This window comes from Duganella sp. GW822-FHT06D06 (assembly GCF_058799615.1).
Map to the genome: position 1 here is coordinate 197,269 of NZ_JBXALQ010000001.1, position 22,429 is coordinate 219,697.

Consider the following 22,429-nt stretch of genomic DNA (forward strand, 5'->3'; position numbering starts at 1 on the left):
TGCCGTGCGCCTGCACAGCAGTTCTGCTTACGGTTTCCAGGTGAAAGTGGCTACGCTGGCGGCCGGCAAGGTGTAGCTGAAGCTGCGCCGGCCCGGCGCCAGCCGCACGGCGAAGCTGCGCGGCGCCTTGGCCGAGTTCACCACCAGCAGCGCCACCGAACCGTCGTCGGCGTTGCGGAAGGCTACCGTGTCGAGCTCGTTGTAGCCGCTGCTGGACGCGATGCGGCGCGCGCCCTGGCGCACGAAGCGGCTGGCGTGGGCCAGCGCGTAGTATTCCTCGTTGCGCGTGACCTTGCCGTCGCGGCTGTCGATGGTGACCACGCCGCGGCAATCCTTGCAGCCGCCCAGGTGCGGGCCGTCGTTCTCGTCCAGCGCCAGGTTCCACAACAGCACACCCTTGGCCCAGCCGCGCGTGGCGCCGATCACCAGCGTGCGGGCGAAGTGCTGCAGATTGTCCGACCACACCGGCGCCCACTTGCCGCCCGAGCATTCGGTGAAATAAGTGTCCTTGTCCGGCCAGCGGTCGTGCAGCGCGGCCTGCACCCGCACGTCGCCGCCGTAGCAGTGCCAGGCCACGCCGTTGACGTATTGCCTGGCCAGCGGGTCGTTCAGCACATCGGCCGGCGAGCCCGGCTCGTCCCAGTTGTGGTCCCAGTCGAGGATGCGGGTGTGCGGATGTTCCCTCGCCAGCAGCGGGCCCAGGTGGCCGCCGATGAAGGCGGCGCGCTTGGCCGGCTCGACCCGCATGCCGGGGTAATCCTTGGGTTCGAAATGCGGTTCGTTCTGCAAGGTCAGCGCGTAGATCGGCACGCCCTCCTTCTCGTACGCGCCGACATAGCGCGACAGGTAGGCGGCGAACGGCGCGAACGCTTCCGGCTTCAGGGTGCCCTGGATCAGGCTGTCGGTGCTTTTCATCCAGCCCGGCGCGCTCCACGGCGAGGCCATCACGCGCAGATTGGGATTGATCGCCAGCGCGGCCTGGGTGACCGGCAACACGTCGGCGCGGTTGGGCTCGATGGAGAAATGCGCCAGCGTCGGGTCGCTCTGGCCGGGCGGCATGTCGTCGAAGCTGTAGTGGTGGCGCGAGAAGTCGGAGGCGCCGATGGTCAGGCGGGTGAAGCTGAAGTTGGCGCCGGGCGCCTTGCCGAACAGCTCGTTCATCAGCGCGCCGCGCTGCTGCGGGTTCAGGCGGTTCTGGATCAGCCAGGCCGAGGCGTCGGTGATGGCGGCGCCGAAGCCCACCATCTCCTGGTAACGCTGGGCCGGGTCGACGTCGATGACGATGGCGGCCTTGACGCCGGCGCCGAAGGCGGCGTCGGCGCCGCGCGCCAGCAGCTGGCTCTGGTCGCCGGTGGTGATCCAGGCTTGCACCCGGCCCGGGGCCTGCGCTTGAGCCTGGGTTGCGCCGTGCGCGCACAGCAGCAACAGCGGCAGGGCAAGCAGGCGCAACAGTGGTGGCCGGGGTAGGCGGACTGGCGAAGGGCGCATGGCCGCATCGCCCGGCGCAGCGGGTCTGGCTGTGAACATTCGGTCTCCATGCAGAAGGGTCGTGGCCCGTCCGTCTGTGGTTCTTACGTGGGTGGAAACGCTTCCACTTGTTAAATTCACTATAGCACCGCGAATTCTGCGATGTCAATCAGGGAAAAGCCTGGTCGGTGTTAATTGGTGAGTTTTCTGCGGGCAAAAAGTGCGCAAAATTAAGTTGGCCGCCCATCGCAAAACCAGTATTCTCCCCGTGCGCCATGTGCGATTTTTCGCTGTATCGAATTTGCCACGCCGGCCCCCCACCACCCACGCCACAGGAGCCCTAGATGTCCACTGCCGCCCCAACGTCCGACCTGCTGTTCTATCTCAACGGCGAGCGGATCCAGCTGCCCACGGTCGATCCGACCGTGCTGCTGGCCGACTACCTGCGCTCGCCCGACGTCGGCCTGACCGGCACCAAGATAGGCTGCAAGCAGGGCGGGTGCGGCGCCTGCACCGTCATGCTGTCGAGCTGGAACGAGGACAGTCAGCAGGTCGAACACCGCTCGGTGAACTCCTGCCTGCGGCCGGTGGCCTCGCTGGACGGCATGCTGGTGACCACGGTGGAAGGCACGGGCAGCGTCAAGTCCGGCTGCATCAGCACCGTGCAGGACGGGCTGGCCTGCAACAACGGCACCCAGTGCGGCTACTGCACCCCCGGCTGGGTGATGAACATGACGGCCGCCGTGGCCCAGCGCGGCCCCAAGCCGGGCACCAAACGGGAGATCGAGGCCATGTTCGACGGCAACATCTGCCGTTGCACCGGCTACCGTCCCATCCTGTACGGCTTCAAGAAAACCTTCGCCTCCGACTGGGACCCCAAGGTCGACGAGGCCGGCAGCATGACGTGCGAAGTCGACCCGGCCGAGCAGGTGGGCCAGGTCGCGCCGGTGCAGATCGCCTTCCCCGCCGAGCTGCGCAAGCCGCCGCGCCCGCTGCACTACGCGGCCAACGGCTATCGGTGGTTCCGGCCGCTGACGGTGTCCGGCGCCATCGGCCTGATGCGCGACTACCACGACCGCGCCGAACTGCGCCTGGTCGGCGGCAACACCTCGATCGGCATCTACCCGCGCACGGTGGAAAATCCGCATGTGTTCATCGACATCTCGCACCTGCCGGAGCTGCACGTGCTGAGCCTGGCGGACGGCCAGTTGCGCCTGGGCGGCGGCCTGCTGTACGCCAGGCTGCTGGACTTCCTCGACGCCGCCAACGAGCAGGCGCCCAACGCCGGTCTGCAGGCGCTGGCCTATATGGCCGGCCGCACCGCCGGCGGCATCGTCCGCAACGCCGCCACCCTGGCCGGCAACACCATGCTGGTGGTCACGCACGCCGACCAGGGCGTGCCCTTCCCTTCCGACCTGTACACGGCGCTGGCCGCGCTGGGCGCGACGGTGTCGGTGGCCGCGCCCGACCAGGCCGAGCCGAAAACCCTGGCGTTACTGGACCTGCCCGCCTACTGGCGCCAGCACGCCGACGGCTGCGTGCTGCTGTCCTACCAGTTGCGCCTGACCGGCGCCGACGAATACGCGCAAACCTACAAGACCGCGCAGCGCGAGGTCAACGCCCACGCCATCGTCAACGGCGGCATGCGGGTCCAGCTCGACGCCCGGCAACGCGTGGCCGACATCACCTTGGTGTTCGGCGGCATGTCGCCCACCGCCACCCGCATGCCGCACACCGAGCAGGCGTTGCGCGGCCAGCGCTGGGACGCCGCCGCGCTGGCCCAGGCGATGCCGGTGCTGCGCCAGGAGCTGGACGCGCTGACCGACCGCCACGCCGCCCACTACGCGCAGCTGCCCGACGAGGGCTACAGTGCCACCTACAAGCGCCAGCTGGCCGAGTCGTATCTGTACAAATTCTTCATCGCCGTCTGCGAATGGCGCGGCCTGCCGGTGCCGCCGGCGCTGCGCTCGGCCGGCGAACGCGGCGAGCGGCCGGTGTCGACCGGCACGCAGGCCTACGTCACCTACACCGACCAGTTCCCGGTGCACGTGCCCTACGTCAAAATCGAAGCCATGCTGCAAGCCACCGGCGAGGCCCAGTACATCCACGACATCCCGATGCCGCCGACCGGCATGAACGGCGCGCCGGTGCAAAGCCAGGTCGCGCTGGGCAGCTGCGTCTACCAGGTGCCCGGCATCGAAGGCCGCGCCTCGCCGGCCGAGGTGCTGGCGGCGCTGCAAGCGGTGTATCCGGGCGTGAAGGACTACATCACCGCCATCGACGTGCCCGGCGCGGTGATCGACGGCATGGCGATGGACGATCCCATCTTCGCCATCAGCGTGGCGGTCGGCGCCTGTCCGAAAGGCGCGCTGCCCGCCGGCTACGACCCGCGCGCGCCGCTGATCCTGACCGGCTACGGCCAGTGCATCGGCATGGTGGTGGCGCGCGACGAACAGCTGGCGCAGGAAGCGGCGTTCTATCTGCAACAGCATTTCTGCCGGTTCAGCGCCGAACGCCCGCAGATCGAGCTGCCGGACACCGACGCCGCGCGCAACCAGCTGGTCTACCTGGACCAGCCGGCCGGCGCGCCGTGGTATTCGCACATCTGGAAGATCACCCGCGCCGGCACCAGCCTGGACTGGGTGGCGCCGCGCACGCCCGAGCAGCCGGACCTGAAGCGGCCGGTGGTCGACTACCGGGTGACGATCGCCAGCGACATCTACGGCGCCGTCAGCTGCACCCGCACCGCCAGCCAGCAGAAGGTGGGCAGCCAGATCCACTTCTACATGGAGACGCAGTCGAGCTACGTCGAGCCGGTGGAAGACCGCCAGATACGCGTCTACGCCTCGACCCAGGACGCCAACGTGGTGCAGGGCGCGGTCGCCAGCGTGCTGCAACTGCCGCTCAACAAGGTCGACGTGCGGGTGCGCCGCATCGGCGGCGGCTACGGCGGCAAGTGCGGGCAGTCGGCCTTCGCCAGCACCATCGCCGCGGTCGGCGCGTGGAAGCTGAACCGGCCGCTGCGCATGGCCGCGCTGCGCCAGGTCGACACCGCCATGTTCGGCCACCGCCACCCGGCGCTGGGCAACTACAACGTCGCCATCGGCGACGCCAGCAACCCGCTCACGCACGGCAAGCTGTTCGGCTTCCAGGTCGACTACTGGCTCGACGGCGGCCGCACCTACGATTGCAGCTTCGTCATCAGCGACTGCATGGCGCTGCGCAGCGACTCGGCCTATTTCATTCCGAACTGGTCCTGCACCACCGACGTCTGCCGCACCGACAAGACCACCAGCACCTCGATGCGCACGGTGGGCATGATCCAGGGCGCCATCATCGTCGAGGACGCGATCGAGGCGGCCGCGCACAGCGTCGGCCTGACGCCGGAGCAGGTGCGCGCGCGCAACCTGTACGTGCAGGGCCAGGTCACGCCGTATGCCGAACCGCTGGAATCGTGCTACATGCGCGAAGTGTGGGACTACACGCTGGAAAAGGCCGACTTCACCCGGCGCGCGGCGGCGGTGGAGCGGTTCAACGCCGCCAACCGCTGGCGCAAGCGCGGCATCTCGGTGCTGCCGGTGAAATACGGCTCGGGCTTCAACCTGGCGCTGCTGGAACAGGGCGGCGCGCTGATCGAGGTGTACTCGCAGGACGGCACGGTGCTGGTGCGGCACGGCGGCATCGAGATGGGCCAGGGCCTGAACACCAAGATTGCGCAGGTGGTGGCGTACGCGCTCAACGTCCCGATCGGCATGATACGGGTGGCGGAAAACGACACCGCCGTGGTGCCCAATCCGGAGAGCACCGGCGCCTCCACCGGCACTTCGTTCAACGGCCTGGCGGCGCAGCAGGCCTGCGGCGAACTGCGCGGCCGGCTCGAGGCCTATTGCCTGAGCCTGCTGACCGCCAACGGCAGCGAGTGGTGCGTCGCCAACCAGATCAACTTCTGGGACTACAAGGACGGCTGGCGCACCGAGGTGGTCCACAACGGCAGGACCATGTCGATGTGGGCCGTCATCGTCGGCAACGCCTTCAACGAGCGGCTCAACCTGTCGGCGCAGGCGCGGGTGGCGATCGACGGCGGCACCCATCCCGACGGCAACCTGGAATTCAAGATGGTGGACGGCAAGGAGGCCAGGGAGGAGGTCGACTACTTCACCGGCTACACCTACAGCGCGGCCTGCATCGAGGTCGAGCTCGACGTGCTGACCGGCGAGACCACCATCCTGCGCGCGGACGTGGTGTACGACGGCGGCAAGTGCCTCAATCCGGCGATCGACGTCGGCCAGGTGGAAGGCGGCTTCGTGCAGGGCCTGGGCTATGTGACCAGCGAGGAGCTGAGCTACCAGCCGGCCGATTCCAGCACCGAGCCCAGCGCCACGCGGCCGGCGCCGGGCGCGCTGTACACCACCAACACCTGGGAGTACAAACCGCCGGCAGCGCAGTCGATCCCGCTGCAGATGAACATCATGATGTTCCCGCGCGAGCTGGCGCCGAACGCGCCGCCGGACCAGGGCGACATCCTGTCGGCCAAGGAAGTGGGCGAACCGCCGATGACGCTGGCGGTGGCGGCGTTCTTCGCGATCAAGCGCGCCGTGCTGGCGGCGCGCCAGGACCGCGGCCACCACGAGTGGTTCCAGCTGGAGTCGCCGGCCACGGTGCAGCGGGTGCGCGCGGCCTGCCTGGTCGATACGGCCGATTTGCGCGCGCTCTGATTCTTGGTCTCCCCCCGCGCGCGCCTTGAACAGCATGGCCTTTACGCTGGATGAGGGCGCGCCAGCCGGCTTGCGTTAGTGTGCTTCCCGCTCTGCGGCGCGGCAGCCGCGATCGGCATGGACATCGCGACTGGTGTTGCTGCGATCGAGGAGCGGCTCGAACACCGTCGTGTAGGCTACGGCGGCGATGGTGACGACTATTTTGCGCAGCTGCTTGTAGCCGAGGTTTAAACCTAGAAATTGCAGGAAGCTGCGGCGAGCCAGGTTTCCAGAGGTGACCTTTCGTTTGCGGAGACACGTCTCGCCAGGCGCCCTCCCCCCAGACCTGCTGCAGAGCACCAGATCCCGGACTGGCTGGTCACGGTGGTCGGGCGAGGTAAATTCCAATACGAAACACTTCAGACCATGGCGCAACAGGAAGTATGTAGCTTCAGCTAAGGTTGTGAAAAAAAATATCTCTTTGTGACAATTCGATATATTCTCGTCGCATTATTTCACGCAAAATTCTTATGGATCGCTGGCCTTGATAGCGCTACGCCAGTGTTGCATTGCCGAAAATGTCGATTGGTCGGCTAACTATTATAAGGATATCCATGAGCGAGACAGTACAACTGGAAGAAAACATCCTCCCCAACGGTTTTTCACGCAGACAGATCGCGCATGCCATCACTTCCCGAGTGCAAGAACTAATTCTTTTGCCGACGGAAAAGTGTAATTTCCGGTGCACCTACTGCTATGAGGATTTTGAACTAGGTCGGATGTCCGACGAATTACAAGCCGCCATAGAAAAGTTCATTGATCGTCGAACGCCGGAGTTGGATGTATTAAACCTTTCCTGGTTTGGTGGAGAACCACTTCTGGCAAAGGAAGTTATTCTGCGAATTGGCCACCATGCCCATAAGCTGTGTGAGGAATACGGCGTGAAGTTCATGGGCAACATGACGACAAATGCGTACAACTTGGATATTGAGTTGGCACGCGAATTGTTAAGCATTAATCATAATTTTTTTCAAATCACTCTTGACGGCTGGGAAAATACCCACGATGTGCTGCGACGCAGAGCGGATGGACAGGGTACATTTGGCGTCATTTGGAAAAATCTCTTGGATATGCATAGCCTGCACCAGCGGTTTGAAGTCTGTGTACGAATTCACGTCCGTCGCGATAATCACGATAACTTGAAGATATTAATGCGCGAATTTGCGACGCAATTCCAGGGCGACTCGCGTTTTCGGCTAGATTTTCAGCATTTGCGCGACATGGGCGGCGATGGTGGGAAAACAGTAGCAGACCCGGTTTCGATCGAGGAGTTGGTCGGGATCGAAGCTATGCTCCGCAGCGAATATCACCAAGCGCTTGCAGCAACGCAAGTGAATGCCGAACCGACGCTGCTCAAGCCGATCGGAAACTTCGGCCTAGGCGTGGATAGCAAGTTCGCAAAAACAGCAGGAGAATCCGCCGGCAGCCGCCGTTCGGAAGAAATTAGTGGCGATGAACCGTATATTTGTTATGCGGCAAAACCTAACTCGCTACTCATCCGCTCAAATGGAAGAATTGGAAAATGTACCGTTGCCTTTAATGACGAGCGTAATGACTTGGGATATATAAAACCTGACGGCACAATTGAAATTGACAATAAAAAACTGTTGCCTTGGATGAGGGGACTCTCCACGCTATCCGGTAGCGAATGTGGTTGCCCAATGGTGGATATGGCACAGCTCAACTTGGAATCTCCCCGGGCAGGAAAGATCATTCCGATAGTAAGTAGTGTGAATTAGATTCGATAAATTTTTGAACTATTCATCGGCGGGCGCTGCTGATCTGAGTCTATCAAGCTAATTGGAGCCGTATTTTATTGATGCAATGAAATCATCCCATTCCTAGCTTAAATTTCGTTATTAGATTTCCCAGGCTACAGTGCCGCTCAAAAAGATGAAGAAAGAATGCCATGAACAAACGTACTGTTCAGTTCTCGAGTGCGCGGATGGCTCGGATCTATCATCCTACGCGCTGGCACCGTGTTCCCGGTTAACGGGAGCATTGCAGTAAATCGACTGTGCTTTCTAATCCAAAGGCACATAACCATTTCGGAGAAGACATGAAATATTTTGACATTGATTCCATCAAACTGAGTGAGACTGGCAGCGTAGAACTCGACGATGCACAGCTGCAGGCACTGGAAAGCCAATATAACATCGCGTCGGCCGCAGGCACCAATATCTGGTGCGGCGGGACGACGTCCCCCGGTTCCTCAAACACTTGGTGCGGCAACAGCAATAATCCGTCGTCATGCTCCAACTATTCCTGCTCCGGCTCGACCAACGGACGCGACTGTATTTGAGGCGGATAAGCACTAACCCTTAAACGAGGAACAGTGCATTCAACCGAAACGTTGATGTTACGTCAACGCTTCGGTTATGCGCGTTAATTGGGCTGGATACGCGAATGCTTAGTAAATGGAAATCAAGGCTAGCCTGGATGCGGCAAAAAAAACGGCCGGTCGTTAGCTTGCAGCACGGAATGTCGGATTGCGGGTATGTCTGCGTGGTCGCGATCCTAAGGGCCAACAATGTCATGGCGACAGTCGAGCAAGTCAAAAAAGTGGCAGGGGAAACCAGCCGAGGACTAACCCTAAGGCAATTGCGAAACTGTCTTGCTGCTTGCGGTGTGCATGCTACCGCCGTCGGCTTCGACCACCGGCGTGCTGACTCCTTTCCTGTTCCTGGCATCGTTTTATTAGGCGAAGGACACTACATTACCTTGCTCAAGCGTGACAACGAGCAGTTCGAGGCGTTTTATCCCGAAAAAGGATGGGCGAAGGTATCCCTTAGAAGGCTAAGTGCCTCTACCAACGGCTTGGGTATTTCAATTGATGCGGTAGACCCGGCTGTATTCCCGGCAGCCAGTGCTCGAATGCGAGCACCCTCATCATTTTTCCAATCCCAAATATTTGTCAGCTCGCTGTCCACCTTACGATCAAGGCTGGGAGGACAGCTGCTCGCGCTGATCGCAATCGCACAAACGGCGATTTTGAGTATCCCCCTCATCAGTCAGCAATCAGTGGATGCCATCGCGCCGGCTGTCGCGACTTCTTTTGGCGCAGCTGTTGCGATCGGGTTTTTAGCCATCACCTTGACTTCGAATTTCTCGTCTATTCTCGTGGCCATATTTAATGGAAAGCTGCAGCGCCGGGTGGGACTGCGGGTGTCCAGCATGCTTTTTGATCGACTGGCGGACAAGCCGAGCACGTGGTTCGATCAACGCGCAAATGGGCATGGCTATAATCAAGTCATGCTTGCGGTCGATCAGGCACATTATATTTCAGGATTATTTACTCATGGAATTGGGTTATTGCTGACGCTGGCCGTCGGGATCGCCGCTTTATTTTTTATATCACCATGGCTAATACTTCCAGGCATAATTTCCATGTTGACGTCAGTATTTCTTGATTGGCAATTCAATAATGCGTTAACCCTGTCCTCCGCGCGGCTAATGAACGCGCATCAAAAACAACGAGCTTTTATGGGCGAAGTAGTGGCGCAATTACCGATGCTTGCGCGATTCGGCAGTTTGTGGTCCGTGCGCACGCAGTTTCGCAAAATATCCAGGCAGACGGCTGACGCTACCCAAGGAAACACCGCAATTAGCGGACTGCGAGATGCGGTTACCGCTTCCATCAAGGGCGTAGAACAGGTGGTTTTTGTTTGTTTTGCCGCATATTTTATGCAGAAAGAGGCATTCTCGCTGGGCGTGTTCGTGGCAGTCGGCGCATACAAGGACCACTTCGCCCAGTCCCTGAAATCGATTTTCCATTTATACCAACAATATTGTACGCTCGAACCCCAGCGTGCAGAGTTAAGTGAGCTCATTTCAAGTAACGCTCATACATATGAGATGCCGAAGAAACTGCAGGGCGGTGCTGTCGAAGTTAACGATGTGAGTTTCCGCTACGGCGCCCTTGAGGCGGATATATTGCGCAATGTCAATCTTAGTATTTCGTCCGGCGAAACCATAATCCTGGTAGGTCCATCAGGATCAGGAAAAACCACTTTAGCGAGACTAATGTGCGGCCTGCTGGTGCCCAGCGCTGGCATCGTCACGCTGGACGGGCAACCGGCAAATCAAAATTCTTCAAGCGTCGGGGTGGTAATGCAATCTGATCGTTTGATCAGCGGAAGCATACGGAATAATGTTTCGGTTTTCCGTCGGCAGATTAATGACGAGGAAATTTGGAAGGCCTTGGACCAGGCCGATTTGAAGAGTTTTGTGCTTTCGCTACCTATGCGGCTCGACACCTATGTAGGCGAGGGTCATAGCGGCCTGTCGGGCGGCCAACGCCAGCGGCTATTGCTATCTCGGGCGCTGTTATCACAACCAAAAATTCTCATTTTGGACGAAGCCACATCGAGCTTGGACGTGCCGGGAGAGGCGCGCATCTTGAGTAATTTGCGGAACATGGGCATTACCATCGTCATGTGCGCCCACCGCCCTGAAGTAAGGCGATATGGAACCAAGGTTTATTCCGTACAAAATAGCAGCGTTGATTTGGTCCGTGAAAGCAATACGGCAAAGGAAGTGTTGAATGAAATATAACGATAAAAAAATGTATTTTCTCCAGGACCTGCTCAGAGTCGTCGGCATAAAAAGCAGCAGGTCCGAATTGGTCTCCATGAAACTTGGTGCCATCCTCCTGAAAGACAAATCCAAGGGTGGCCAATCTTTTGTAGATATTCACGATCAACTCGCGGGTAACTTCGGGTGGGATGTGGACGTCTTTTTTAGCGCACTGGGTGAATTCGCCGGACACCTGAGCACACGTTCGGACTTTAGCGCGGCGTCGAGTTCGCAGAGATTAACCGTACATGATTTTGGCGTCGACCGACGATTTTCTTTGAATGCGTTATTTTTTCTACGCAAAAATTTTTCTGTCTCCCAGGACACTTTGGTGAGCTTCAACAAAATTCAAAAATATAAGCAACAAAGAACCGTATATCTTCGTCGAACCTCTGATATTACTTCTGATCATGTCGAACAACTCCCCTTTTTTTTGACGATGGAGGGAAGTAACGTCAAGCACGCGATCAAACTCTTTGCGGAGGAAGCGTTGTCGCTCGGAGCGGCGGCCCAATTTTTACGATTACAGCCTCTTTGTAAAAATGCTTTGACTGACAATATTATCAATCGCATTCATCACCCGATGACGCTTGATCAAGCAAAGATTTTTTACGATGAGCATGGCGGAGTGATTGGTTTTGTTACATGGGCCTGGGTGACTGACGACCAAGAGGACTGGTATCGCAATGCCGGCACCCGCGCACTCGACGAATGGACGTTCGGGCGAACTTTGTGTGTTTGCGATGCAATCGCCTCGCCCGGGCATGAAAATCTTGTGACTGATTTTGTTGCTGATCTTTATCCTGAAGAGAAATATCTTGTTTGCTCAGCTGCTGATCGGCAGCATGCCAGACATAAAGCGATAAACCGCTCGGCATTGCGATACCTGGAAATCTCAACCGGAATTGATAAATATTCTAATGATTATTGATAACGTACCTCATTACTTTTCTGCGGACACCGGACATCAATCTATTCTTCTACGCCCTCTCCCGAGCGCAAGAATACTATGGGTTAACGAACGTTTGAGTGCGCGTGACCCGTCGTTTCCAGAAAATTTCACTGATCCTTCTGCGTTTTCCGCCCATATTCTTAGTAAGTGCGCTTATACGGTGGCCGGCGTGGAGGATTTGTCGCGGCCAGATTTAGTTGAAGGAATATCGGACCGCTACGGAGGTAGTGGGATAGGCTATAACGGCGGAAGTGGACGCGCGCTGTTTTTAAACGGCTACCATATCAAGGGGGTGGGCCGTACACCGCTGGTGGGCAGAAAAACCGATGCGGCGCACTCTTCCGGCGGGGCATACCTCGAGGAATGCGTGAGAGAAACGATCATGTCTGAAATCGTCGACGCAGAATTTCCTTTTGGCTCGGTCGGGATCATTGCAATCATTGATACGGGCGAGTCGGTCGTCTGGAATACGGATAATGGCCCCAAGCGTGAACGAAAATGTTTGCTGGTAAGGCAGCCTTTTTTACGTCCGGCCCATTTCGAACGAGCGCCATTTTTCTTGAGCAATAATCCGAAAGAAGGCGCGGACGATAGCAACAGAGTAAGCCGAATGTTTGAAGTGGCGTCTGAAAAAATTGGCGCCGCAAAATTGCAGCAACATTTCATCCGATTCTGGAGTCGTTGGGCAGAACAACTGGCTTATGGCTTCGTCCATCGACTTAGCCATGGAGCGAATTCGACGTCCAATATTGCCTTGGATGGCAAACTTCTGGATTTTGGTGGCATGACGGCCCTTCCCTCTCTCGCTAACATTAACACCATGTACGGCCGACCTAGCGCAGGAGAAGAGCTGCTCACGATCACCCAAGCGTTAGTTGTGCATGCGCGCTACGTCGCCAGATATTTGTCCCCTGGCTTTGACAGTGATAGACAAATAATGCGCCTCCAGCGTCTCATAGAAGATCGCTACTATCTGACGGAAATGCGTGAACTCCTTCGTACAGCCGGATTGACATCACGCGAAGCGGCAAGTCTATGCGAAAGCAAATATTTCCCCGAGCTGAAAACTGCCTACCTACGGCTGCGTAGCCATTATCAACGCGACCGTCTGTCGTTCATCGAAAAAATACCTGAACGTATAGAAGAGTACGATATTCACAAGGTTTGGCTACCCGATCCGCCACAACATCTTGCTGCATTTGCCAAAACGCTGCAAACCACCATGGGCGCGATGTCGATGCTATCCGCGCCTGGGGCGATGAGGGAACGTCTAAGAGTGTCTGTATTGCGGACGGAAGCGCGGACAAAACTTTATCGGCACCACTTCAAGGCGAGCATTTTTGACGCGCTGGAGCGAGACGCCGATCCGCGCTTCGTGCTTGATTTAGTGAAAGACTTTATCGCGAAAGCTGTCGTGGAGAACCGGCGCGACTCGAGAGAAGAAATGGAGGGTGTCCCGAGGGGCTTCGCCTACGGATCAGCAAATTGGGCGCTGTTTCAATGTCGTCAAAGTCAGTCATTGTTCGCGATCGACGAGGATTCAGCGCCGGGCACGGATGGTCAGCGCAGACGCGTCCCTGTGAGCGTACGCGGCAGCGAAGTTATGCCAGGGCTTCTGGCTGGCGCCAGCGCGATTCGCCTTTGCATCTAGAACGACCTCGACAATGAATTTTTTAGATAATCCCATTATTTATCACCTCATAGTTGACAGATTTTTTTGCCAGGCATTTGATGAATCGGTATGCGAGCACAAAACGGGGCAATTCTTTGGCGGAAATTTCGCCGGCGTCGCGGCAAAACTAGATGCAGGATACTTCAATGACCTTGGAGTGAACGCCATCCTGATTTCGGCGCCCTATCAACAAATTTTCGGATGGGTTCCCGGCGCGGGAGGGCAATTCCGGCATTATGGGTATCACGGATATTATGCGCACGATTTCACAATTGCCGAGCCGAGGCTGGGCCCGGAATCTGATCTCCTCGAGCTGTCCCGTCGTTGCCATGCGCGCGGAATCGCTTTGCTGATGGACATCGTCTTAAATCACCCCGGGTATGAAGAACCTGAGGCACTGGCTGCGTCGGGAGTCGACGTCCTGTTGGACGGTTGGCAAACCGCTGAAATAGCCGCGCGCTTCCAGCATATTGACTATGCAAGCCCAAATTTCAGCCAGTGGTGGGGGCCGCAGTGGATAAGAGCGAACCTGCCGGGCCACGATCCAGGCGGCAGCGATGAGCAAACGATGCTGCTAAGTGGGTTGCCGGACTTTAAAACCGAGTGTCACGAATTCGTGTCGATACCGCCCTTCTTGAAGGCTAAGCCGGATACCCGCGCGGTCGACTTGCCCACTACTTCCGTAAGGGGCTATCTAATTAGCTGGATTACGGATTGGATAGTCCGGTGCGAAGTAGATGGTTTCCGTTGCGATTCAGTTAAACATGTCGAATTGGATGCCTGGGTTGAACTACGCGTCGTTTCCGAGGAAAAATACCGTTCACGAAATGACAGCTACGCGCGCAATGGAAAATTTTGGATGCTCGGTGAGGTCTGGGGACAAGGAATTTCTCGCAGTGAATACTACGACTTTGGATTTGACGCATTGTTAAATTTTGACTTTCAAACTGATCTCGGAAACGGCAAGCCACTCCCGTCTCTCTATGCGGAATATGCCACGGCGTTGTCGGGAAGGCAGGGCGGCATGCCGATTTCTTATATTTCATCCCAGGATACATTCCTATTTGACAGGAAAAAGATAAAAGAAGGAGCAATAGCCCTGATGTTGGCGCCCGGGGGCGTGGAGATTTTCTATGGGGATGAGAGCGGACGTCCACCGGGAACGAAATGTGCCGGCGATGTCAGTCAGGAAAACCGCTCGATCATGAACTGGAATACTATGGATAATAGAAATTTACGCGACTGGCAGCTCTTGGGAACTTTTCGGGCCAAGCATATTGCGATTGCCAAGGGATCGCATTTTACTATTTCGTCGTCCCCATTCATTTTTGTACGCCGTCATATGCCTGGCGAAGACATCGTACTTATTGCAATCGGAGTCAAGACCGCCATTTTGGTCGAAGTCGATCAATTTTTCACGGAAGGTCAATTACTCAGGAATCATGTTTCCGGGGAAATATTTATTGTGACTCATGGATGCGTCGAAATACCGCCAGCCGACTTCCTTTTGATCGAGAAAGGATAAGGAGGCGAGATGATGAGAATACTGATGTTAGGTTGGGAGCTGCCCCCCTTGATCACTGGAGGCTTAGGCGTGGCTTGCGACGGTTTTCTTGACCATTTGCCTGCCGGCGCGAGGTGCAGCATTACATTTGTGCTCCCCAGCCGCTGTGGGTGCCGCGACTATCCAGGTGTCGAAATAGTCGGAGTACAGGAATTTCTGGCGATACATAACGTGCCTGGAACACCGTGTGCTCCCCTCGATGCGGCGGTCTCCGGTAGTTACTCCGGGCAGGATGCGGCGATGCGAGCCTTGTTGAATGATTACCAGAGAACGGTAATGATGATCGTGCGGCGCGAGAACTTTGATCTTATTCACGCCCATGACTGGCTGACAATTACGGCCGCCATCGCCGCAAAGCGGGTGTTAAAATGTCCACTACTGTTTCACGTGCATTCCTTGGAACAGGATCGCTCGCCGTTGCACCCTGATGCTGCTATCACCATGATCGAAGCAGACGGTCTGGGAGCATCAGACTACGTGCTTACGGTCAGCAATGCAACGAAGTCGCGGATAGCTCTACTCCACGGGATAAGTTTGGCGAAAATCGATGTGGTGTATAACGGTGTCAAGCGGAGACAGTCGGATGTGCCTTCAGAAACAGGCGTTGCCCCAAGCGATGCCACCGTTATAGGGTTTCTCGGTAGGATTACCGCACAGAAGGGGCCGAAGATTTTTGTCGAAATGGCAGCCCATTTACAGCGCTGTGGTATCAAGGGACGGTATCATATGGCGGGCTCCGGGGATCTGCTTATTGCCGTCCAATCGCTGGTTCGCGCTCATAAGTTACGGGATTGTTTCTCATTTGATGGATTTTTACCTCCCGAAAACGTGTTTGTTTGGCTTGACAGGCTGGATATTCTGATCGTTCCCTCCGTTCACGAACCGTTTGGCATCGTGGCATTGGAAGCAGTACAGGCCGGTATCCCTGTTGTTATCAATCGTGAGGCCGGGGTGTGCGAGGTCATGCCGAGCTTGGTGAAGGTTGAGAATAGTCCAAGTGCGTTTGCTGCCGCGGTGCGTGCAATAATTAGTGACCCGGAATGGAGGGAGCATCTTATCAAGAACTCTCTGGCCGAGTTATCAGAGATTTCATGGGACAGAACAGCCGATGTACTCTTCAATATCTATGGAAAGTTAATGTGTGGGAAATTAACTCCTCTTTTGTCTGTGCTCCCAGCTAACCTCACGTCCCTTGAGGAGACTGTACATGTTGTTGGCTAACCATACTTCTCGTATGCATGTACATTTCTGGTCGATAGTATTCGTGTTTTCAGTTCATTTTTTATTTTTTTCCTATGGGACTAAAATTTACAAATGGCCCGTCCGCCAGGCGGCCGGGCACCGCACCGAGGTGATTCTATTCCCTGCCGAACGTAAAATCGCGGGCAAAAATGTAATAAAACCGTTCATATTCACTTCTATAAAAGCCAAGATTTCGCCTCGACTTTTAAATAAATCCTCCGTGATAGTTCAACCCGCCTCCTCCTTGAGCTCCGACAACGGTATCCACGGGGTTGCGCCGCCTGACCTACAGCAAACCGATCAAACAGCAGGAACGACGGATATCGTTGCCTCCTCGATAAAGATTGCCGGCAAAATCGATTTGGAATTGCGCAATGGAAAACCGGTCCCTCTCGACGACAAAATGATTCCTAGATTTTCACGATTTGCGCAAGCGGTAGAGGATGCGTTTATAGATCGTTCGAGATACGAATCGCGCTCGCGCATGGAGTTACCGGATGGCACGGTATATTACCGGTTTACCCAAGGCGGCAAGGCAAAATGTTTTATGACCGGCGCCGTAAATTCGCCGGCCGGCACAGGGGGAGGTGGGGTGAAAATTACCTGCCCTTCCTCGTCGCAAGACTGGGGAAAGTTCTAAATACATGGTCACATTTTTTACGCCTTGATCGTTGCAATATCTAACCATGACTATTTTTTCGCGCAGAATTTCCACGCCGAAGATATGTTTTCGTGAAGTTTCCGGCACCGGCCGCTCTATGATGAAGGTTTTATTTTGATTCGATTGAACAATAAGATATTTTTATGGTGCTTGCTTGCTGGCGGGGTTTTATCCGTAGGGGTAGCGTTACTGTTTTTCAAATCAAAACCCTCTGATAGTTCGGAACTCCAAGCGGTGATGGTGACCCGAGGAAATATAAATAAATTAGTTCGTGCGTCTGGCGTTGCGGTTCCTGTCAAAAAGGTCGACGTCGGCGCCCAAGTATCAGGGCAAATTCGGAATCTCTACGTGGAGTTAGGACAATCAGTCAGACGCGGGCAATTGCTCGCGGAAATTGACCCCACTTTGGCCCAGAATGAACTTCAGCAAGAATTAGCCCTTCTGGAGCAACAGGAGGCAGGGCTGACGGTAAAGGAAGTGGAAGTGTCCGCGGCTGAACGCGAGCTAAAAAAGCAGAAACTGATGATGGCGGCGGATGCCACGACCGGGGATGACCTTGAGCGCGCGAAAGATCAATTGAGAAAATCACACGCCGAGCTGAAAGGATTGCGCGCGCAGGTAAAACAAACCAAGGCGGTAATCGACTCGTCCAACGCCAGATTGGCTTACACCCGCATCGTCGCTCCGATGGATGGCCGGGTGATCAATATATCAGTGCAACCCGGACAAACCGTTAACGCCGTACAGCAAGTACCGACGGTATTGACGCTGGCGCAGCTGGAACGGATGACGATCCGCGCCAAGGTGCCAGAGGCCGATGTGGCGAGTTTGAAAATCGGGCAACCGGTGATGTATAACACCTTGGGCAAGCCGGACTTGAAGGTCGCGAGCACGCTCGAAACCCTTCAGCCCTCCCCGGACCGGGTCAACGGCGCCTTATTCTACAACGCATTGTTTGAGGTGGCTAACGCGAACCATGAGCTGTGGCCTGAGATGACGGTCAATGTGGCTTTCGTGATGGCTGAGCGTAAAAACGTTCTGATCCTGCCATGGGCCGCCCTCGGCGATAGGGTTGCCAAGGATCGTTACGCGGTCACCTTACTCGACGACCGCAAGACCGTTCACATAAAAGAGGTCGGCATCGGTATCGATGATGGGATAAACGTTGAAATAACACAAGGCGTGCAAGTCGGTGACAAGGTGATGACTTTCGCAACACGGAAAGGTCATTAGCGATGGCTTTATTGGAGTTGCGCAAGGTAACTAAGCAATATGGCGCCGACGAGCACGAAGACGCGATCGCATTACACGAAATCTCTTTGTCGATTGACGAAGGGGAATTTGTGGCAATAATTGGTGCTTCGGGTAGCGGCAAGTCGACGTTGCTGAATATTTTAGGCTGTTTGGACAGCCCATCAGGCGGCCAATATTTCCTGGACGGAGTCGACACCGCGCTCGCCACGCCGAATCACCTGGCGCTTATACGTCGTCGACTGTTGGGTTTTATCTTTCAGCGCTATCACCTGATACCGGAACTGACCGCGATAGAAAATGTCGCGCTGCCGGCGCTGTACGATGGCATGCCCGCTCGCGAACGTAAGGCAAAAGCTAGCCGGCTGCTTCAAGGTTTGGATGTAGCGCATAAGCACCTGAGTTTTCCCTCTCAGATATCGGGGGGGCAACAGCAACGGGTTGCAGTGGCCCGCGCGCTGATGAACGATGCGCGCGTCATATTTGCGGACGAGCCGACGGGGGCACTGGACACCACCAACGGACAAGCCGTCCTAGCAATATTAACGGACTTGAACCGCGCGGGCCACACGGTCGTCATGGTAACGCACAACCCTGATATCGCTTCTGCCGCAACCCGCATAGTCGAAGTTCAGGATGGAAGAATTGTTCGGGACTCCGGCAAGGTCAACCAGCCTGAAGTCAAGGCTCATGCTCCCATCAGCCAAGCCGTTCAACCACGGGTCTTTCAAAACTATTTACTTCAGTTTTTCTTACTCTCGCTACGTTCAATACTGAGCCACCGCTTGCGCAGTTACCTGACTGCCTTGGGTGTTTTTATTGGTACCGCCGCAGTCGCGATAAGTATCGCGGTGTCACAGGCGGCGCAAGACTCCATCGCACAAAATGCCGGAGAGCTGTTCACGAATTCTCTCCGAGTGAGCAAAGGAAAGGACTGGAACGACCCACAGGCTGCGGCGATACAATCCATCACAGCGAGGGATCTTCAGGCGCTTTCGTCGCTGCCGTTTATTCGCTCAGTCACGCCAACGGTGGATACAGAACGACGTATCAGATACCGTCAACACGACGTTCAAGCGAGGGTAGAAGGCCTGGACGTCCAAGGAATAGCGCGTTCGGATTCGAAAGTGGAGCTCGGACGAGATATTTCTTACCATGACGTTAGCGCTGCAGCCAATGTCGCGCTGATTGAAGTTGGCACGCAGGATTTTCTATTCGGACACACCGATCCCTTAGGACAAGTCGTGCTCGTTGGCGATGTTCCTTTGGTTATCATCGGCACTGTCAAATCCAAAACAACCGGCCTGCAAAATAACAGGATTTATGCGCCATACACCACGGTCCAAAACAAATTGCTGGGCATTAGTCACTTCGACGGGATGACGGTATCGCTGGATCCAAAATTTGATCCCCTACTTGCCGAAAAAAATATACAGGACCTGTTGCTAAGGTCTCATGGAGTCAAGGATTTTTTCATAATTAATACTGCCGCCAGCTGGGCAAGTTTTTCTCAGATCGCCGTCATCGCCTCCGCCGCGCTGGGCGGCATAGCTGCAATCTCATTACTTGTGGGTGGCATCGGAGTAATGAATATTATGCTTGTTTCGGTAGTGGAGCGAACAAAGGAAATTGGTATAAGAAAGGCTGTGGGCGCCACAGCGGCGGACATCGTGCTGCAGTTTCTGATCGAATCCGTAACTATTTGCTTGATGGGAACCCTTGCAGGTCTCCTTTTTGCGGCGATTGTTTGTGCAATGATTAGCGGTTTGTCTGATCAGCTTCATCCCTCACTCAGTGTGCTTTCGGTTGGCGTCTCAGGATTAATTTGCTTTTCTACCGGGGTTATTTTTGGATGGCTGCCAGCAAGGCTCGCTTCAGGCCTCAGCCCTGTGAACGCGCTGTCTACCGAATAAAGGACTTGTCAATGCTGTTACGCCGCATGAGCTTTGTCGCCGCCGTCATTGCTGCTGTTGGATGCGCTAATGTCGATAAACCGACCCGATTAACGGTCCAGATGCCACAGCAATGGGAGAATGCTCAACTAAATGAAGCATCAACCAACGATTCAATCTGGTGGCAAACTATAAGTGATGAGCAACTTAAAAAACTGATCACGACCGGATTGGATAGCAATTACACCGTTGAGCGCGCAAGGTTGACGCTGCAGCGGTCTATCTTGCAGGGCAAGATGGATATTCAATTACAAGCCCCCCTTGCGCAATCGTCTCTTTCTATGAGGTCAACCGGATCACGTTTAGACGCCAGAACGACAAATGCCGGCGCAGGCCTTTCCCTGGCTTATGCTCCCGACTTATGGGGAAACCAGCAGCGCACACGCCAGCTGGACGAAATAAACACACAACTGGCGAACGCCAATTTGTCCCAGATAAAGTGGTGGTTATCCACGGAGATTGCTGGGCAGTATTGGATCCAAAATTCCGCCGTTAGCAAAACCCGGCTTTTGCAAGAAAACCTGGCTGCCGCGGCGGCCGACTTACGCGCATTTGAATCCAGGTACGCGGCAGGGAAAGCGCGTGCGAGCGAGCGCGAGAGCATGGTATATGCGGAAGAGAACATTCAGTTGCAGATACACTCAATCGGTGTTCAGCTTGAAAACGCGCGTCAGCAATTGAAAATATTGCTGGGTAGTTCGGAATCTCGCTCCAGTCTTTCAGCTTCCGATCTATCCTTGCCGCGATCGCCGACATTGCGCATTTCGGCGCCAGCATTGGTTCTCGATAGGCGTCCCGACGTAATGGCTGCTCGCCTTCAACTTGACGCGGCCCTGGTTCAGGAAAAAATAGCGCAACGGAGCGGCTACCCGGATTTACAGCTCTCTGCGGGCCTCTCTACCGGAGCGGCAATAGTCAAGCGTATTTTTGCAAATCCAATTTCATTTATCGCGGGCTCGTTATCGCTCCCGTATTTTTCTCCCGAGCGAAGCCGGCTAACCTCCGAGCTGGCAAAAATTGACGCCATGGTTGCGTTTTTGCGGTTCAAGGAAACCATTTTTTCCGCGATTGCGGAAACTGAAATTTATTTCTCAGAAGCCAAACAAATTGATGCGGAATTTGGCGGACTCCAACTTCGTAAAAATGCAGCGCAAAAAGTTCTTCAAGATGCCACGGTCAGGCATGCTGTAGGATATGAAACGCTCGAAAATGTAAGACGCGCGGAAAGAGATTTACGAGAAACCCAGATCAGCGAACTCGATCTGGAACTGAGGGACTGGCTCAATTATCTGGATACTTTAAGAGCGTTAGGTGGTCCAGTTTGAGTGGGCGGTTTCAAATACCAAGCGCAACACTGGGTTAATTAATCGTGTCAGTGGGATGTTGTAGCAGGTCGTTGTGCCGAGCAAAACGACCTGCTCAGCGCGGGCCAGTGGACGATCGCTAGCCGGCCTGTTCGTCCCAGAGCGCGGCCGCCGCGCGTTCGATCACGGGTCGCCAGTCCGGCGTCACCGGCAGCAGGAACACCTCGGCCAGCGCCTGCTCGATCTGCTCGGCGTTCAGGAAGCGGCGCTCGCCGCCGCCGTCCGCGCGGCGTATCGTCAGCCGGTTGCGCAGCAGCGCGTGGCGCGCCTCGGGCGTGCTGCGCGCCACGATCAGGTCGTGGCGGAAATGCGATTGCGGGTAGGTCGACGAGTAGTAGTTCGCCATCACATAATCGCCGTCGCGGCAGGGCGCCGGCGAGATCAGGTAGACCGGCATCCAGTCGTCGCCCAGCAGCGCTTCCAGCAGGTGCTCGTTGCCCTGCGGCGTGAGGCGGAAGCGCTCGTGCGGCGTGGCTTGCGGCGTGGCCAGGTCGAAGCGGATCGGCGCCGTCAACACGCAGCTGCCGAAGCCGACGTCGCACAGCCAGGGCTGGCCGTCGACCGTCACCCGCAACACCATGTGGGTGCGCGGCCGCTGCCGCGCCTCGGGGCCGGCCATCCATTGCACCTGGGCGATCAGGGGCTCGACCTGGTAGCCCAGCGCGCACAGCACGCGCTGGAACAGGCTGTTCTGCTCGAAGCAGTAGCCGCCGCGCCCGGCCCGCAGCAACTTGGCGTCCACCGCCTCCGGCGCCAGCAACACCGGCCGCTCCAGCAGCACATCGATGGCCTCGAAAGGGATGACGGCCGGGTGCAGCTGCTGCAAGGCGCGCAGCGTGTCCAGCGTGGGGCTGCGCGGGCCCGTGTAGCCGATGCGCGCGCAATATGCGTCCAGTAGTTCCATGGTCCCGCCTGTTTGAAATGTTAGCGAAAGAACCATCATCATAACAGTGCTGTGGCGTTTCACAATTCCCA

Annotated in this window: 14 protein-coding genes; 12 read left to right on the plus strand and 2 right to left on the minus strand. The window is 56.5% G+C overall.

All coding sequences use genetic code 11. The annotated features are described in order from the left end of the window. Positions 1-27 precede the first annotated feature (27 nt). Positions 28-1,527, minus strand: a complete 1,500-nt coding sequence (locus AC1RMD_RS00955; RefSeq protein ID WP_492922765.1) for a glycoside hydrolase family 30 protein — start codon at positions 1,525-1,527, stop codon at positions 28-30. 284 nt (positions 1,528-1,811) lie between these two features. On the opposite strand from AC1RMD_RS00955, the gene AC1RMD_RS00960 reads away from it, so the two are divergent. From AC1RMD_RS00960 to AC1RMD_RS01015, 12 genes are all read left to right on the plus strand, one after another. After that, entirely contained in the window at positions 1,812-6,182 is a 4,371-nt protein-coding gene (locus AC1RMD_RS00960) for a molybdopterin cofactor-binding domain-containing protein (protein WP_492922767.1), read from the plus strand. A gap of 593 nt (positions 6,183-6,775) precedes the next feature. Further along, positions 6,776-7,960: a radical SAM protein gene (locus AC1RMD_RS00965; RefSeq protein WP_492922769.1), complete on the plus strand. Its 1,185-nt coding sequence runs from the start codon at positions 6,776-6,778 to the stop codon at positions 7,958-7,960. Between the two features lie 320 nt (positions 7,961-8,280). Continuing rightward, positions 8,281-8,523 (plus strand): hypothetical protein, encoded by a 243-nt coding sequence (locus AC1RMD_RS00970; RefSeq protein WP_492922771.1) that lies wholly within the window; start codon positions 8,281-8,283, stop codon positions 8,521-8,523. Positions 8,524-8,627: 104 nt separating this feature from the next. Beyond that, a complete protein-coding gene (locus tag AC1RMD_RS00975) occupies positions 8,628-10,775 on the plus strand; it encodes a peptidase domain-containing ABC transporter (RefSeq protein ID WP_492922773.1) in 2,148 nt (715 codons plus the stop codon). After that, complete coding sequence (locus tag AC1RMD_RS00980) at positions 10,765-11,727, plus strand: toxin-activating lysine-acyltransferase (protein ID WP_492922775.1); 963 nt, start codon at positions 10,765-10,767, stop codon at positions 11,725-11,727. Before AC1RMD_RS00975 ends, AC1RMD_RS00980 begins: the two co-directional genes overlap by 11 nt. Beyond that, a complete protein-coding gene (locus AC1RMD_RS00985) occupies positions 11,717-13,399 on the plus strand; it encodes a protein adenylyltransferase SelO family protein (RefSeq protein WP_492922777.1) in 1,683 nt (560 codons plus the stop codon). Before AC1RMD_RS00980 ends, AC1RMD_RS00985 begins: the two co-directional genes overlap by 11 nt. A gap of 13 nt (positions 13,400-13,412) precedes the next feature. Next, positions 13,413-14,945 (plus strand): alpha-amylase family glycosyl hydrolase, encoded by a 1,533-nt coding sequence (locus AC1RMD_RS00990; protein WP_492922779.1) that lies wholly within the window; start codon positions 13,413-13,415, stop codon positions 14,943-14,945. 9 nt (positions 14,946-14,954) lie between these two features. Then, positions 14,955-16,205, plus strand: a complete 1,251-nt coding sequence (locus AC1RMD_RS00995; protein ID WP_492922781.1) for a glycosyltransferase family 4 protein — start codon at positions 14,955-14,957, stop codon at positions 16,203-16,205. Beyond that, a complete protein-coding gene (locus AC1RMD_RS01000; protein ID WP_492922783.1) occupies positions 16,192-16,866 on the plus strand; it encodes a hypothetical protein in 675 nt (224 codons plus the stop codon). Before AC1RMD_RS00995 ends, AC1RMD_RS01000 begins: the two co-directional genes overlap by 14 nt. Positions 16,867-17,010: 144 nt before the next feature. Further along, a complete protein-coding gene (locus AC1RMD_RS01005; RefSeq protein WP_492922785.1) occupies positions 17,011-18,120 on the plus strand; it encodes an efflux RND transporter periplasmic adaptor subunit in 1,110 nt (369 codons plus the stop codon). A 2-nt stretch (positions 18,121-18,122) separates the two neighbouring features. Continuing rightward, entirely contained in the window at positions 18,123-20,051 is a 1,929-nt protein-coding gene (locus AC1RMD_RS01010) for an ATP-binding cassette domain-containing protein (RefSeq protein ID WP_492922787.1), read from the plus strand. A gap of 11 nt (positions 20,052-20,062) precedes the next feature. Then, complete coding sequence (locus AC1RMD_RS01015) at positions 20,063-21,415, plus strand: TolC family protein (RefSeq protein ID WP_492922789.1); 1,353 nt, start codon at positions 20,063-20,065, stop codon at positions 21,413-21,415. 118 nt (positions 21,416-21,533) lie between these two features. Here AC1RMD_RS01015 and AC1RMD_RS01020 read toward each other — a convergent pair whose 3' ends face one another. Next, complete coding sequence (locus AC1RMD_RS01020) at positions 21,534-22,358, minus strand: arylamine N-acetyltransferase family protein (protein WP_492922791.1); 825 nt, start codon at positions 22,356-22,358, stop codon at positions 21,534-21,536. Positions 22,359-22,429 lie beyond the last annotated feature (71 nt).